12 protein-coding genes are annotated in these 14,494 nt (G+C 65.8%); 7 read left to right on the forward strand and 5 right to left on the reverse strand.

The window, feature by feature from the left end; translation table 11 throughout:
* Positions 1-4: 4 nt before the first annotated feature.
* Positions 5-871: a flagellar motor stator protein MotA gene (gene motA / locus QOZ81_RS02370; RefSeq protein ID WP_291202163.1), complete on the reverse strand. Its 867-nt coding sequence runs from the start codon at positions 869-871 to the stop codon at positions 5-7.
* A 103-nt stretch (positions 872-974) separates the two neighbouring features.
* Here motA and QOZ81_RS02375 point away from each other — a divergent pair, with 103 nt between their 5' ends.
* The gene (locus QOZ81_RS02375) at positions 975-1,964 is read left to right on the forward strand and encodes a deoxyhypusine synthase family protein (protein ID WP_291202160.1); all 990 of its coding nucleotides are present in this window, start codon (positions 975-977) and stop codon (positions 1,962-1,964) included.
* On the opposite strand, the gene QOZ81_RS02380 is transcribed toward QOZ81_RS02375, so the two are convergent.
* Entirely contained in the window at positions 1,965-2,714 is a 750-nt protein-coding gene (locus tag QOZ81_RS02380) for a class I SAM-dependent methyltransferase (RefSeq protein ID WP_291202158.1), read from the reverse strand.
* A 17-nt stretch (positions 2,715-2,731) separates the two neighbouring features.
* Between QOZ81_RS02380 and gluQRS the strand changes: the two genes are divergently transcribed.
* Complete coding sequence (gluQRS, locus tag QOZ81_RS02385; RefSeq protein ID WP_291202155.1) at positions 2,732-3,631, forward strand: tRNA glutamyl-Q(34) synthetase GluQRS; 900 nt, start codon at positions 2,732-2,734, stop codon at positions 3,629-3,631.
* On the opposite strand, the gene QOZ81_RS02390 is transcribed toward gluQRS, so the two are convergent.
* Positions 3,628-3,957, reverse strand: coding sequence for a DUF5329 domain-containing protein (locus QOZ81_RS02390; RefSeq protein WP_291202152.1), 330 nt, complete (start codon positions 3,955-3,957; stop codon positions 3,628-3,630). The genes gluQRS and QOZ81_RS02390 overlap by 4 nt on opposite strands.
* Before the next feature lie 126 nt (positions 3,958-4,083).
* On the reverse strand, positions 4,084-4,347 hold the full coding sequence (rpsT, locus tag QOZ81_RS02395; protein ID WP_291202149.1) for a 30S ribosomal protein S20: 264 nt from the start codon (positions 4,345-4,347) through the stop codon (positions 4,084-4,086).
* Between the two features lie 191 nt (positions 4,348-4,538).
* Between rpsT and QOZ81_RS02400 the strand changes: the two genes are divergently transcribed.
* From QOZ81_RS02400 to QOZ81_RS02420, 5 genes are all read left to right on the forward strand, one after another.
* On the forward strand, positions 4,539-5,369 hold the full coding sequence (locus tag QOZ81_RS02400) for a transketolase (protein ID WP_291202146.1): 831 nt from the start codon (positions 4,539-4,541) through the stop codon (positions 5,367-5,369).
* Between the two features lie 7 nt (positions 5,370-5,376).
* Positions 5,377-7,176, forward strand: coding sequence for an arginine--tRNA ligase (argS, locus tag QOZ81_RS02405; RefSeq protein WP_291202143.1), 1,800 nt, complete (start codon positions 5,377-5,379; stop codon positions 7,174-7,176).
* Between the two features lie 8 nt (positions 7,177-7,184).
* Positions 7,185-8,795 (forward strand): CTP synthase, encoded by a 1,611-nt coding sequence (locus tag QOZ81_RS02410; RefSeq protein ID WP_291202139.1) that lies wholly within the window; start codon positions 7,185-7,187, stop codon positions 8,793-8,795.
* A 260-nt stretch (positions 8,796-9,055) separates the two neighbouring features.
* Positions 9,056-10,333, forward strand: a complete 1,278-nt coding sequence (locus QOZ81_RS02415) for an ATP citrate lyase citrate-binding domain-containing protein (RefSeq protein WP_291202136.1) — start codon at positions 9,056-9,058, stop codon at positions 10,331-10,333.
* A gap of 9 nt (positions 10,334-10,342) precedes the next feature.
* Entirely contained in the window at positions 10,343-13,069 is a 2,727-nt protein-coding gene (locus tag QOZ81_RS02420) for a citrate/2-methylcitrate synthase (protein WP_291202133.1), read from the forward strand.
* A gap of 64 nt (positions 13,070-13,133) precedes the next feature.
* On the opposite strand, the gene QOZ81_RS02425 is transcribed toward QOZ81_RS02420, so the two are convergent.
* Positions 13,134-14,441 carry a citrate (Si)-synthase gene (locus QOZ81_RS02425; RefSeq protein WP_291202131.1) on the reverse strand — a complete coding sequence of 436 codons (1,308 nt, stop codon included), beginning with the start codon at positions 14,439-14,441 and terminating at the stop codon, positions 13,134-13,136.
* Positions 14,442-14,494 lie beyond the last annotated feature (53 nt).

A 14,494-nucleotide genomic window follows, 5' to 3' on the forward strand; every position in this document is an offset into this window, starting at 1 on the left:
GTCATCACCTCGGCTTGATCTGCCGCACCACTTCCTCCAACTCGCCGGAACCGGGCCGTTCGGTGGAGGGGATGTTGCGCCGGGCGAACTCCACGGCGGTGATGGGGGCGGCGCCATTGCCGAAGCTGGTGAGGCCGGACCGGATGCAGTTGAAGTAGTAGGCCTCGACGGCGTTCACGGCGTCGATGTTCTTGGCCAGGGGCTGGAACACGCCGTAGGCCAGCAGGATGCCCAGGAAGGTGCCCACCAGGGCCGCGCCCACCTTGCCGCCGATGATGTTGGGCGGCTGGTCCAGGAAACCCATGGTGATGACCACGCCCATGACGCAGGCCACGATGCCGAAGGCCGGGAAGGCGTCGGCCAGGGCACCCATGGCGGCACCGGGGGCGGCATTCTCCGCGTGGTGGACGTCCAGCTCGGCGTCCATGACCATGTCGATCTCGTCCATCTTGGCGCTGCCGTTGATGAGCAGCTTCATGGAGTCGCAGAAGAAATCCAGGGCGTGGTGATTGTGCGTGAAGGTCTCGTATTTCTTGAAGATGGCCGAATTGTGCGGGTCGTTGACATCCTGCTCCAGGGCCAGGAGGCCACCCTTCTTGATGTTCACGTAGACCTCGTACTGCATCATGAGGACTTCCATGTACACGGCCTTGGTATAGGGGCTCCCCTTGAGGGGCTTCATGACGTCCGCCGCCACCCGCTTGATGACGTTCATGGGGTTGGCGGCCAGGAAGGCGCCCACGCCCGCGCCGAAGATGATCAGGCCCTCTGCTGGCAGCGGATGCAGCAGCGTGGGGATGCTGCCGCCCTCCATCAGGTAGCCCCCGATGACCGCGCCAAAGACCACCACCAAGCCGATGATGAAAAACATGCTGCAGCTCCTGCCGTTTTCATCGGTCGGCAGGACCCGGGCCTGAATTCTGGACGGGAAATGCCCCCGATCCACTGGCACAATGAAAGGATTGGGAGGATTTATGACCGCCACGCCGGCCCTGGGGCCCGTTGGAAGCTACGTGAAACACCATTTCCGGCACTTCAACGCCGCGGCCCTGGTGGACGCCGCCGAGGGGTACCGGGTCTACCTGGCGCAGGGCGGCAAGATGATGGTGACCCTGGCCGGGGCCATGAGCACCGCCGAGCTGGGTCTCTCCTTCGCCGAGATGATCCGCCAGGACAAGGTGCACCTCATCGTCTGCACCGGCGCCAACCTGGAAGAGGACATCTTCAACCTGGTGGCCCACGACTTCTATGAGCGGGTGCCCCACTACCGGGACCTCACCCCCCAGGACGAGGCGGGCCTCCTCAGCCGGCACATGAACCGGGTGACCGACACCTGCATCCCCGAGATGGAGGCCATGCGCCGCATGGAGAAGGCCATGCTCGAGGTCTGGATGGCCGCCGACGCCAAGGGCGAGCGCTACTTCCCCCACGAGTTCTTCCAGCAGGTGCTGAAGAGCGGGAAGTACGAGGAGTACTACCAGATCGACCCCAAGCACTCCTGGATGCTGGCGGCCCTCGAGAAGGGCGTGCCCATCGTGGTGCCGGGCTGGGAGGACAGCACCCTGGGCAACATGTACGCCGCCGCCGTCATCCGGGGCGACGTGAAGAACGTCCACACCGTGCGCACGGGCATCGAGTACATGACCTGGCTGGCGAAGCACTACCAGGAAGTCACCAAGACCTCGACCCTGGGCATGTTCCAGATCGGCGGCGGCATCGCCGGCGACTTCCCCATCTGCGTGGTGCCCATGCTGCACCAGGATCTCGAACTGACCGAAGTGCCGCTCTGGGGCTACTTCTGCCAGATCAGCGATTCGACCACCAGCTACGGCTCGTATTCGGGCGCCGTGCCCAACGAGAAGATCACCTGGGGCAAGCTGGGCATCGATACGCCCAAGTTCATCGTGGAAAGCGATGCCACCATCGTGGCCCCGCTGATCTTCGCCTACCTGCTGGGCTGGTAGCTACAGCTCGAAGACCAGCAGCCGCGCCCCTTCGCGCCCCTTCACGGGGATCACGCGGTGGGGCGTTTCGTTGGGCACCTCGAAGCTGTGGCTGACGAGGCGGCTGCCTGGCCTCAGCTCCCGCTGGGCCTTGGCCCAGAGGGCGGGCATGGGCACCGGGGAAAGGAAGGCGTAGACCACGTCGAACCCGGTGAGATCCGTGCGCCAGAGGCTGCCCAGGCGGATGTGGGCGTTCCGGCGCGGCAGGCAGCGCAGCCAGGCCACCAGCCAGGTGGCGGGCGAGGCTTCGACACCCACGAAGACCGCATCAGGTCGGACCTTGGCGAGGTGTGCCACGGGACCACCGAAGCCGCAGCCCAGGTCCACGAAACGCGCCCCTGGGTGCCCGGGGAGCAGGCCCTCCAGCTTCTCCCAGGCGTCCTCGCTGGCGTGGTAGAGCGGCACGCGCGTGAGCAGCCCGCCGCCGAACACCAGGGCCAGCCCCAGGAACAGCAGGAGGTAGACCCAGGCGGGAATGGGCGCCCCCCACAGGGCCCGCACCAGGAAGGGCAGGGCCGCCTGCATGAAGACCCAGCGGGGGCCGAGGTCCAGCCACCGCGACAGGAACACCGCCAGCACGGACTGCAGCAGCACCCACACCAGGGGCGGGAAGCGCACGCCCAGCCGCACCAGGGCCACCAGCGCCCCGAAGGCCAGGGCCTGGGCCAGGAGGGCGCGGAGCACCGGGGGCAGGCGGCGGAGCAGGGACATCACCCTATGCTAATCGGATGACCCTCGGCCGCTTCGCCCCTTCGCCCACCGGCGTCCTCCACCTGGGCAACCTGCGCACGGCCCTGGCCTCCTGGTTGTCCGCACGGAAGGCGGGTGGACGCTGGATCGTGCGCATGGAGGACGTGGATGGCCCCCGCTGCCGCCGGGACCTGGGCGAAGCCCAGCTGCGGGACTTGGCCGCCCTGGGACTTGAATCGGATGCGCCCGTGCTCTGGCAATCCGATCGCTCGGCGGTCTACCGGGAGACCCTGACCGCCCTGCACCGCGCGAACCGCCTGTATTCCTGTCTCTGCACCCGGAAGGACCTGCAGCTGCTGGCTTCGGCGCCGCATACGGAAGATGGCCTGCGTGCCTATCCGGGCCGCTGTCGTGGGCGGGCCTGGGAGGGTTTCGACCGCGCCCTGCGCCTGCGGCTTTCCGACGGTCCGCTGACCTGGGAGGACCGCTTGCTGGGAGCCCAGGTCGATGATCCTGTCGCCCTCACCGGCGATCCGCTGCTGTTCCGGCGGGATGGCTGCTTCGCCTACCACCTGGCCGTGGTCGTGGACGATGGTGCCCAGGGCGTGACCGAGGTGGTGCGCGGCGCCGATCTCCGCTCCGTCACCGCCACCCAGATCCGCCTCCAGGAGGCCCTGAGCCTGCCGCGCCCGACCTACGCCCACCTCGGCATGGTGGCGGCCCCCGATGGCACCCGCCTGGGCAAGCGGGCGGGCGCCCTGGGACTGGAGGCCCTGGCTGCCAGGGGCGTTTCCCCTGCAGAGGCCCTCGGTTGGCTGGGCTGGAGCCTGGGCTGCCTGGACCGGCCGGAGCCATGCACAGCGTCCGACCTCATCGGGGCCTTCGACTGGACCAAGGTGCCGAAGGACGAGTCGCGAGTGCCGACGGCCTGGACCTAGTGTCCTGACTCCATCCGCTTCAACTCGGTCCACAGCCAGTCCCGGGCCGGGACCGTGCGGCCGTCCTGGAGCCGGATCTCATAGGGCTTGCCGCTCAGGCTGCTGCCGCTGGCGCAGTACTGGATGAACTCCGGGGCCGTCTTCACCCGGCGGCCGGCATTCTTCCACTTCAGGCGGAGGTGGTCCGCCGCCTCCTTCGGTGAGTGCTCGGTCCCATTGCGGATGAAGACCGCACCCTGGAGGTCGGCCACGGCCTGGATCAGGGCCTCGATCTTCTGGGCCTCGGGGGTCGGGGCAGGGGCAGCGAGGAGGAGAACCGGGATCATGCCTCAAGCATGGCAGGGGAGGTGTGGACGAAAGAAAGAGGGAAGCGGAGGCCTCTGCTTATTTCAGCTTTTGGAACGCAAAAAGGACCCGGCTCTCCGGGTCCTTTGAGATGGCTTGATGGCTACTTAGGCCAGCTTGTTGACCTTGGCAGCCAGGCGGGACTTGGTGCGGTCGGCGGCGTTCTTGTGCATGACGCCCTTGCGGCAGGCCTTGTCGACCAGGCCCTGGGTCGAGGGCAGCAGCTTGGCGGCCTCGTCCTTCTTGCCCCCGGCGATGAGGGCCAGGAAGCTCTTGACGGCGGTCTTCAGGGTCGAGCGGTTGCTGCGGTTACGGAGTCGGGCCTCGGCATCGCGACGGGCCTTCTTGGCAGCAGACTTGTGATTGGCCATGTTCAGATCTCCAGCTTCCGGGGCAGTCCCCCGTACAGGGGCTTGGGGAAGCGCGAAAGACCATCCTATCGCAAACAGCCCATGGGTCAAGGGCAAAAGGCGGGTCCCAGGGGTCATTCGACCCCTTCCGGAGGGGGCCTCCCTCGGCCATCCTAATCGGAGGCGAATGGCCTCCCGGGAAGGATGGGGTCATGCCGCAGCAGAAACTGGAGTCCGTCGTGGATATGGCGGCGAAGGCGAAAGCCCTTCGCAGGGATATCCTGCTGCAGGTCTACAAGGCCCAGAGCGGCCATCCCGGGGGCAGCCTCAGCTGGATCGACATCGGCGTGGTGCTCTACTACCACGAGATGACGGTGTTCCCGGAGAACCCCGCGAACCCCGCCCGGGATCGCTTCGTGCTCTCCAAGGGGCACGCCTGCCCGGCCCAGTACGCGCTGCTGGCGGACCAGGGCTTCTTCCCCAAAGCCTGGCTGGAGACCTTCCGCCAGTACCCCACCAAGCTCCAGGGCCATGCCGAGAACCACTACACGCCGGGCGTGGAGGTGACCACGGGCAGCCTGGGCCAGGGACTGCCCCAGGCGGTGGGCATCGCCATCGGCCTGAAGGTCCAGAACTCCGCCAGCCGCGTCTACTGCGTGGTGGGCGACGGGGAGAGCCAGGAGGGCGTGATCTGGGAGGCGGCGATGGCGGCGCCCCACCACAAGCTCGACAACCTCTGCGTCTTCCACGACCTCAACGGCCTGCAGATCGATGGCGACGTGAAGAAGGTGATGAACATCAACCCGGTCCCCGACAAGTGGCGCGCCTTCGGGTGGGCCGTGAAGGAGATCGACGGTCACGACTTCACCCAGATCCTGGAGGCCCTGGCCTGGGCCCGCACCATCCAGGGTCAGCCCGCGATGGTCTGCGCCCGCACCGTGAAGGGCAAGGGCGTGAGCTTCATGGAGAACAACGCTGGCTGGCACGGCGTGGCCCCCAAGCCCGAAGAGTACGAAAAGGCCCTGGCCGAGCTGGCCGACTGAGGACTGAATGGAAACCCTGCGGCACACCTTCGAACAGCAGCTGGCGGCGGCCCTGCCTGGCGTGGACATCGCGCTGGAACGGCCCAAGTCCGGCGAGGTGGGCGACCTGGCCTTCCCCTGCTTCCGCGCTGCCAAGCAGCTGGGGAAGAACCCCGTGCAGCTATCGCAGGAGCTGGCCGGATCCCTGTCCATCGAAGGCGGGATCCTCGTGGCCGCAGGCCCCTATCTGAACCTGAAGCTGGCCCCGGAAGCCCGCGCCAAGGCCGTGCTGGGCGCCATCCTGGAAGCCCCGGCCGGCAGGCCCTATGGCTCCCGCCGGGCCAACGGCAAGAAGGTGATCGTCGAGTACAGCTCGCCCAACATCGCCAAGCTCTTCACCATCGGCCACCTGCGATCCACCATGATCGGCCATGCCCTGGCCCAGACCCATCAGTTCCTGGGCTACGAGGTGACCCGCCTCAACCACCTGGGCGACTGGGGCACCCAGTTCGGCACGCTGCTGGCGGCCTACACCCGCTGGGCCCAGGCGGACAACGCCGATCTGGAGAAGGATTTCGACTGGGCCGAGCCCGCCCCCGACAAGCGCCGCACGCCGCTGTTCCGCCTCTTCCAGCTGTATGTCCGCTTCCACGCCGAAGAGGAGAACGATCCGGCCATGCGCGACGAGGCCCGGGGCTGGTTCAAGCGGCTGGAGGCTGGAGATGCCGAGGCCCGGCGCCTCTGGAGCTGGTTCCGGAAGATCTCGCTGAAGGAATTCCAGCGCATCTACGATCGTCTGGGCGTGAGCTTCGACACCCTGGAGCAGGGCGAGGCCTTCTACGAAGACCAGCTGGTTCCCACCATGGATCGCCTGGAGCAGGCCGGCCTCCTGGTGGAGGGCGACAAGGGCGCCCGCATCATCAACCTGGAGGACGTGGGCATCAGCACGCCCTGCCTCGTGCAGAAGGGCGATGGCACCAGCATCTATGCCACCCGTGACCTGGCGGCGGCGCTGTACCGGAAGGAGGCCTACGCCTTCGACCGCTGCCTCTATGTGGTGGGCACGGACCAGGTGCTGCACTTCCAGCAGATCTTCGCCGTGCTCGACAAGCTGGATCCCTGGTTCAAGGGCCGCATGCTGCACACGCCCTTTGGCATGGTGAAGCTGCCCGAGGGCAAGATGAGCACCCGCAAGGGCAATGTCATCTTCCTGGAGGACGTGCTGGATGAGGCCCGCGAGCGCGTGGCCGCCATCATCGACGAGAAGAATCCCGACCTGAAGGACAAGGCCGAGGTGGCCGAAATGCTGGGCATGGGCGCCGTGGTGTTCTTCGATGCCATGAACGACCGCGTGAAGCCCATCACCTTCACCTGGGACCGCGTCATCGCGCTGGATGGCGACACGGGTCCCTACGTGCAGTACGCCCACGCCCGCATCATGAGCGTGCTGCGCAAGGCCACCGGCGATTGGGCGGCCCGAGCCCAGGCCGGGGACCCGCTCGGCCCCGTGCTGCCCTTCGAAGAGATGGCCCTGCCCACCGATCTCTCCGGCCTGCAGGCCCCGGAGGCGCAGGCCCTGCTCTTCGAGCTGGCCGGCCTGCCCCAGGCGGTCTCCGCCGTGGCTGAGGGCTGCATGGCCACCCCCCTGGCGCGCCAGCTGGTGGCCGTGGCCCGCTCCTTCAGCGGCTACTACACGAACTGCCCCATCCTGGCCCCCGAGAACACCCCGGAAGTCCGCGAGGCCCGCCTCGCCCTGTGCGTGGCCACGGCCCGCGCGCTGCGCCAGGGCCTGTTCCTCATGGGCATCCAGGCCCCCGACGAGATGTAGGAGATTCCATGACCAAGTATGTGTTCGTGACCGGTGGCGTGCTTTCAAGCCTGGGCAAGGGCATCGCCGCGGCGAGCCTCGGTGCGCTGCTGGAGGCCCGCGGCCTCAAGGTCACGCTCATGAAGATGGATCCCTACCTCAACGTGGATCCGGGCACCATGTCGCCCTTCCAGCACGGCGAGGTCTTCGTCACCGACGATGGCGCCGAGACCGACCTCGACCTGGGCCACTACGAGCGCTTCACCTCCGTGCCCACCACCCAGAACCACACCATCACCACGGGCCGCATCTACAACACGGTGATCCAGAAGGAGCGCCGTGGCGACTACCTGGGCAAGACCGTGCAGGTGATCCCGCACATCACGGACGAGATCAAGGGCGTGATGAAGAAGGTCGCCAAGGACATGGACGTGGTGATCGTGGAGATCGGCGGCACCGTGGGCGACATCGAGAGCCAGCCGTTCCTGGAGGCCATCCGCCAGTTCAAGCTGGAGGCGGGCCTTGACTCGCAGATGAAGGCCAACGCCATCAACATGCACCTGACCTACGTGCCCTACATCAAGACCGCGGGCGAGCTGAAATCGAAGCCCACCCAGCACAGCGTGAAGGAGCTGCGGGCCCTGGGCATCCAGCCCGACGTGCTGCTCTGCCGCGCCGACGTGGACATCCCCCGGGACCTGAAGGACAAGATCGCCCTGTTCTGCTCCGTGACGCCCGATGCCGTGTTCAGTGGCCGCGATGCCCACTCCATCTACGAGGTGCCCCTGAACCTGCACCTCGAGGGCCTGGACACCAAGGTCGCCGCGCTGCTGGGCCTGGGCGAAAAGACGCCGGACCTCAGCGCCTGGCAGAACCTGCTGCACCGCATCCGCAACCCCAAGGGCAGCGTGCGCATCGCCGTGGTGGGCAAGTACGTGGAGTTCAAGGAGAGCTACAAGAGCCTCATCGAGGCCCTGCATCACGCGGGCTACGGGCTGGAGACCCAGGTCGACCTCAAGTGGATCGAGGCCGAGGAGCTGGAGGACCAGGATCCGGCCGGCTTCCTCCAGGACTGCCACGGCATCCTGGTGCCCGGCGGCTTCGGCGTGCGTGGCACCCGCGGCATGATCAAGTCCATCCAGTACGCCCGCGAGCAGCGCATCCCCTTCTTCGGCATCTGCCTCGGCATGCAGATGGCCTCCGTGGAGTTCGCCCGGAACGTGGTGGGCCTCGAGGGGGCCGATTCCACGGAGTTCGACGACGCGCCCAAGCACCGCGTCATCTTCAAGCTGCGCGAACTCGTGGACGTGGAGGAGCTGGGCGGGACCATGCGCCTGGGGGCCTACCCCTGCCGCCTCACCGCCGGCAGCCAGGGCGCCAGGGCCTACGGCGCCACCGAGATCAGCGAGCGCCACCGCCACCGCTACGAGTTCAACCACGAGTACCGGAAGGCCCTGGAGGACAAGGGCCTGTCGTTCACCGGCATGAGCCCGGATGGCGTCTTCGTGGAGATCGTGGAGCTGAAGGACCATCCCTACTTCCTGGCCTGCCAGTTCCACCCCGAGTTCAAGAGCCGCCCCCTGAGCCCCCACCCCCTCTTCACGGCCTTCGTGAAGGCCAGCACCGACACCCGGGGCTGAACTGGACCGGGATCAGCTGTCGCGACAGGGGGCCAGCCTCTGTCACGACGGCGGTTGCAAGGAATCTGAAAGGTTGACGGTGGTCCAATGGGATCGCCGCGAAGATTATCCATGGGTAATCAAAAGAGGCATCGTATTACGACTCAAGAGTCATCTTTGCTCTTGCCATCAAAAACGATCTAAATATCATTTATATGGACCCGGGCCCTCCAGGTGGACCGGCACTCCAGTTCATTGCCATCGTCGACGGAGGAAGGATCATGCAACTTTCGGGCTTGCGACACGGCTCCAGGCTTCTGCAGCTGGTCGAGTTCCCCACGGCGGAGTTCATCGATGGCTCCGCGACCAACCAGGACATCCAGCAGTTCCTCGAGAAGCACAGGAAGCTGGTGGTGAAGCCGGCCTTCTACGGCGGCGTGGGCAAGAAGGGGAAGGCCGGCCTGGTGCGGGTGGTGAGCACCCTCCAGGAAGCCCTCCAGGCCAAGCGGGACCTGTTCTTCGCCCAGCACGTCTACGGGAACAAGACGGTCACGGCCAATGGCGTGACCATGGAGGCCTTCGTCCCGTCGGATCTGGAGGTCTACTTCAGCATCTCCAGCTCCAGCGTGCACCGCGGTCCGGTGTTCACCATCACACCCTGGGGTGGGGTGGACATCGAGGAGCTGCCGGCTGAAAAGAAGGCCGTGGTGGAGATCGATCCGTTCATCGGGATCAACGCCTTCGAGATCACCAACGCCCTCACGGATACCGGCTGCCCCGAGGCCTTCATCTCGGCCCTGGTCCAGCACCTGCCCAAGCTGTGGGAGCTCTACGACGGCTACGGCCTGACCACCATCGAGCTCAACCCCATCCGCGTGCAGCGCAAGGGCAACCAGGTGCTGCCCGTGGCCTGCGACGTGAAGGCCAGCTTCGACCAGGACAACCCGGCCTGGAAGCGCATCGGCCTGCCGGATGCCCTCTTCCAGACGGAGACCACGGCCTTCGAGGCGGACATCAACGAGCTGCGCACCTACCAGGGCCAGAGCGACGTGCTGGAGATGAACCCGAACGGCAGCATCATCCCCTTCATGTTCGGCGGCGGGGCCAACAGCGCCGGCACCGAGACCCTGGGCGAGGCGGCCATCTTCTCGTCTGACTTTGGCGGAAACCCCCCCTACGAGAAGATCTACGAGATCAGCCGCATCGCCTTCGAGCACTGGTATGACAAGGCCAGCATGCTGCTGCTCATCGGGGGCAAGGCCAACAACACGGACATCTACGTGACCTTCAAAGGCGTGTTCGACGCCCTGCGCGATCACGTGTCCAAGGCTGGCTGGAAGCCGCTCTACGTGGTGATCGGGCGGGGCGGTCCCAACGTCGTGAAGGGCATGTTCTACGCCAAGGACATCCTCGACCGGCTGCGCTTCCCCTACAAGGTGTTCGGGCACGACACCTCGATGATCCTCACGCTCGAATACGCGAAGAAGGTGGACGAGTGGTGGCGGGCCGAAGGCGCAGAGGCCTACCGCAAGCAGATTGAAACCCAGGTCCGGGCCTAGGAGACAGCCATGCGACGACTGAAGACGAAGCCTTTCCCCTACTACGTGGGCCTGCACTCCCTCGAAGAGCTGGTCACCCGCGAGCACCGCGTCTGCGTCATGAACATCCTGGGCAGCGAAAGCCGCAAGGTGACGCCCGTGTCCCACGAGTACAGCGGTGGCAACATCGTGGCCGGCGTGCAGTATGGCCGCCGGGGCAGCCTGGAGACGAAGCTGGGGCCCATTCCCGTCTACCGCAGCATCCGCGAGGTCATGGAGAAGGGCATCGCCTTCGACATGGGCGTGGTCTACATTCCGCCCCAGGGCGTGTGCAAGGCGGTCTCCGAGCTGGTGACGCACAACGAGGCGCTCAAGCGCATCGTGATCGTCACCGAGAAGGTGCCGGCCCGGGACTCCCGCAACATCCGGGCCCTCTGCCAGGAAGCCGGCGTGGACGTCATCGGCGCCAACTGCCTGGGCATGGCCAACGCCTGGGACCGGGTCCGCATCGGCGGCAGCCTGGGCGGCGATCACCCCGATGAGACGCTCGTGAAGGGCTCCATCGCCATCCACTCCAACTCCGGCAACTTCACCACCACCATGGCGGAGTACCTCCGCACCGCGGGCTTCGGCATCAGCACGGCCGTGTCCAGCGGCAAGGACGTCTACATCCACTTCGCCCTGCCCGAGTTCCTCTACGCGGCGCAGAACGATCCCCGCACCAAGGCCGTGGTGATCTACGTCGAGCCCGGCGGCTACTACGAGAAGATGGCGCTGGACTGGATCAAGGACCGCACCTTCGGTTTCACCAAGCCGATCATCGCCTGCGTCACCGGGCGCTGGAAGAAGAACATCACCCGGGCCTGCGGCCATGCGGGGGCGCTGTCGGGAAGCGGCGACGACGCCGAGAGCAAGGAACGCTGGTTCGACGAGTACTTCGGGGTGGACGTCTTCGACCCGAAGACCTGCCAGGTCAGCAAGCGGGGCGTGCGCGTCTCCAGCATTCAGTACATCCCGGACGCCGTGCGGGCCGTCTACGAGAAGATCGACGAGAAGCCCGATTTCCCCACCACGGGCGACCTGTCCCTGAAACTGTGGCTGGGCGATGCCCTGGTGAAGCTGCCCTCGTCGCTGGACCTTCCCATCAGCCAGGCTCCAGCGCCCTATGACCACCAGATCATCGAAGTGAACAAGCAGGTGGGCGCCCACTACCTGCGGCAGAACATGGCCGACAAGTCCGGCGCCTCCCGGATGAGCCCGGAGACCCAGGTGGCGGAGCTGCACGGGAAGACGGTGCTGGACCTGTCCCTGAACACCCTGGAGGAGAACCTCTTCTTCTCGCTGGCCAAGGTGCTGCCGGAGAAGGCGGACATCCCCACGCTCAACCTCATCCTGAACCTGTTCATGAAGATCGACGAGCGGCGCATGGAGCTCATCGACGTGGGCCGGGCCAACGGGTGCCTTCCGAATGCCTGCCTGGCCTCCCAGATCGCCCTGGTGGGCGACAAGGAGCTGCTGGCGAAATCCCGGGACCACTCTCGGTTCATCATCGACCTCATCCGCGAGTTCGGTCTGGATGAGCACACGAAGACCTTCCCCCCGGAGCTGGACGCCTTCGTGGAGAAGCACCTGCTGCGGCCGGAGCCCTCCAGGAAGACGGACGTGTCCGAGCTGCTGTTCAAGGAGGTCAAGAAGTCCAAGAAGTCCTGCGTGGCCCTGAAGGTCTGCCAGCACATCATCGACCTGGCCGAGAAGCGGGGCCTCGAGATCCGGGATACCTACGAGTTCCTGCTGGCCACCATCGCCGTGTGCATCCTCTGGAACCCCATGCTGGAGAAGCGCATCAGCCGGCAGCTCGTGGAGGACGCGGTCACCTACTTCTACCTCATGTCCCGCGTGGTGGCCTATTCCGTGGTGAACCGGGAGCACAACCCCCACTGGAAGAAGCTGGTGGACCAGAAGCTGTCCAACCTCAACCACAGCTTCACGGAGAACGCGTTCAAGGTGCTCTTCGGCCACGTCCCGAGCCCCCTGGAGCTGCTGGAATTCCAGACGATGCTGGGGCTCACGCTCACCAACGGCCCCGGTACCCTCTCCTCGAAGGGGGCCAAGGAGAGCGTCAGCGCCCGCAACGACATCTCCATGGCCTTCGTGGGCTTCCTGGCGAACACCGGCCGCGCGCACGGCGGCAACGGCTATGAGGCCATCGAATTCCTGCTGGAGCAGTTCCGCGGCGTGGAGCTGGCGGATCCCGGCGATCCGGCCCATGGCCTGGACCTGAAGGGGATGGCGAACCGGGCCGCCCGGGCCTATGGCGCCTACAAGAAGCAGGCCCAGGAAGTGGAGGATGTCGTCGTCAAGCCCATCCCCTGCATCAACCATCCGGTCTTCCGCGGCAACAAGATCAACGTGGATCCGCGGGAGCAGTTCGTGTCGGGGATGCTCGCCGAGAAGGGGGTCTACAACGCCTTCTGGGAGTTCTACCGCCTGCTGGTGAAGGAGCTCTATGCGGAAGGCGTGACCAAGAACGTCTTCTGCGTGAACGTGGACGCCGTCCTGGCGGTGATCACCCTGAAGCTGGTGTGGAAGGACTACCAGGCCGGCCGGATCTCCCTCCGCCAGGTCCAGGAGCTGGCCTTCACGCTCTTCCTGTTCGGCCGCACCATCGGCGCCACCGCCGAGATCGCCGACCACCGGGACCGCGGGCTGGACATGGACTGCCGCACGCAGGAGCGTGACCTGACCTACGTTCTTTAGCCTCGTTGGGTATAGAAAAAGGGCGGGCCAGATGGCCCGCCCTTTTTGTGCAGGGGAAGAACGTCTATCGCCCGCCCTTGGTGGCCCACTCTTCGAGCATGGCGGTGGTGACGGACTTGGGGCGCTCCAGGGCATAGCCCAGGGCGCGGTCCCAGGTGATGTTGGCCAGCACGCCGATGGCGCGGCCCACGCCGAAGAGCACGGTGTAGAAGTCGTAGTCGGTGAGGCCGTAGTACCACTGAATGACGCCGCTCTGGGCATCCACGTTGGGCCAGGGGTTCTTGGTCTTGCCCTGCTCGGTGAGCACGCCCGGGGCCACGCGGTAGATCATGTTGACCAGCTTGAAGAGCGGATCGTTGGGCAGGTGCTTCTGGCAGAACTCCATCTGGGCGGTGTAGCGGGGATCGGTCTTGCGCAGCACGGCGTGGCCGTAGCCGGGAATGACGTGGCCGGAGTTCAGCGTGTCCCAGAGGGCCTGCTTGACGTTCTCCTCGGTGGGTTCGGCGCCGTTGAGCTTCTTCTGGAAGTCCTTGATCCAGTCCAGCACTTCCTGGTTGGCCAGGCCGTGGAGGGGGCCGGCCAGGCCGTTGAGGCCGGCGCTGAAGCTGTAGTAGGCATCGGACAGGGCGGAGGCCACCAGGTGCGTGGTGTGGGCGCTGACGTTGCCGCTCTCGTGGTCGCTGTGGAGGATGAAGTACATCCGGGACACATCGTCATAGGGTTTGGCGATGCCCATCATGTGGGCGAAGTTGGCGCCGAAGTCGAGCTCGTAGTTGCCGGGGATGATGTCCCCGTTCTTGTACTTGTAGCGGTAGATGAAGGCGGCGATCTCGGGCAGCTTGGCCAGCAGGTCGCAGGCATCCTCGTACATTGAGTCCCAGTAGTCGTTCTTCTTCAGGCTGTGGTACAGCTTGTTGAACTTGCTCTCCTTCTGCATGGCGAGCACCGCCGTGGAGAGCATCACCATCGGGTGGCTGTCCTTGGGCAGGGCGCGCAGCACGTCGAAGACGTAGGCGGGCACCTTGGCGCGGGACTTGAAGTCCTGGTGGATCTCCTCGGCTTCGGCCGCCGTGGGGATCTCGCCGGTGAGCATGAAGTACCAGAAGGACTCCACCGTCGGGTACTCGGCGCCCGGCAGCTTGGGCAGGGCCGCGAAGGTCTCGGGGATGTTCTTGCCGCGGAAGCGGATGCCCTCCTGGGAATCGAGGTAGGAGAGGTCGGTCACCAGGCACTTGATGTCCCGGGCGCCGCCGATGCACTGGTCGATGGTGACCTCGTCGATGACGACCTTGCCGAACTCCTTCAGGAGCCGGGTGGTGCGGGGCCGGTGCTCCTCGATCATTTCCTTCAGACGGGTTTTGAGGCGGGTCATGGGGCGGCTCCTGTAAAAAAGGGATGGGAAGGAATGGGTGCGACGGGAGAGAC

It is taken from the genome of Geothrix sp. (genome assembly GCF_030219325.1).
GTDB lineage: Bacteria > Acidobacteriota > Holophagae > Holophagales > Holophagaceae > Geothrix.

Excerpts from the sequence above, each read along its gene's own strand:
- motA (WP_291202163.1), bottom strand. The coding sequence starts at position 871 with ATGTTTTTCATCATCGGCTTGGTGGTGGTCTTTGGCGCGGTCATCGGG.
- QOZ81_RS02375 (WP_291202160.1), top strand. The coding sequence starts at position 975 with ATGACCGCCACGCCGGCCCTGGGGCCCGTTGGAAGCTACGTGAAACAC.
- QOZ81_RS02380 (WP_291202158.1), bottom strand. The coding sequence starts at position 2,714 with ATGTCCCTGCTCCGCCGCCTGCCCCCGGTGCTCCGCGCCCTCCTGGCC.
- gluQRS (WP_291202155.1), top strand. The coding sequence starts at position 2,732 with ATGACCCTCGGCCGCTTCGCCCCTTCGCCCACCGGCGTCCTCCACCTG.
- QOZ81_RS02390 (WP_291202152.1), bottom strand. The coding sequence starts at position 3,957 with ATGATCCCGGTTCTCCTCCTCGCTGCCCCTGCCCCGACCCCCGAGGCC.
- rpsT (WP_291202149.1), bottom strand. The coding sequence starts at position 4,347 with ATGGCCAATCACAAGTCTGCTGCCAAGAAGGCCCGTCGCGATGCCGAG.
- QOZ81_RS02400 (WP_291202146.1), top strand. The coding sequence starts at position 4,539 with ATGCCGCAGCAGAAACTGGAGTCCGTCGTGGATATGGCGGCGAAGGCG.
- argS (WP_291202143.1), top strand. The coding sequence starts at position 5,377 with ATGGAAACCCTGCGGCACACCTTCGAACAGCAGCTGGCGGCGGCCCTG.
- QOZ81_RS02410 (WP_291202139.1), top strand. The coding sequence starts at position 7,185 with ATGACCAAGTATGTGTTCGTGACCGGTGGCGTGCTTTCAAGCCTGGGC.
- QOZ81_RS02415 (WP_291202136.1), top strand. The coding sequence starts at position 9,056 with ATGCAACTTTCGGGCTTGCGACACGGCTCCAGGCTTCTGCAGCTGGTC.
- QOZ81_RS02420 (WP_291202133.1), top strand. The coding sequence starts at position 10,343 with ATGCGACGACTGAAGACGAAGCCTTTCCCCTACTACGTGGGCCTGCAC.
- QOZ81_RS02425 (WP_291202131.1), bottom strand. The coding sequence starts at position 14,441 with ATGACCCGCCTCAAAACCCGTCTGAAGGAAATGATCGAGGAGCACCGG.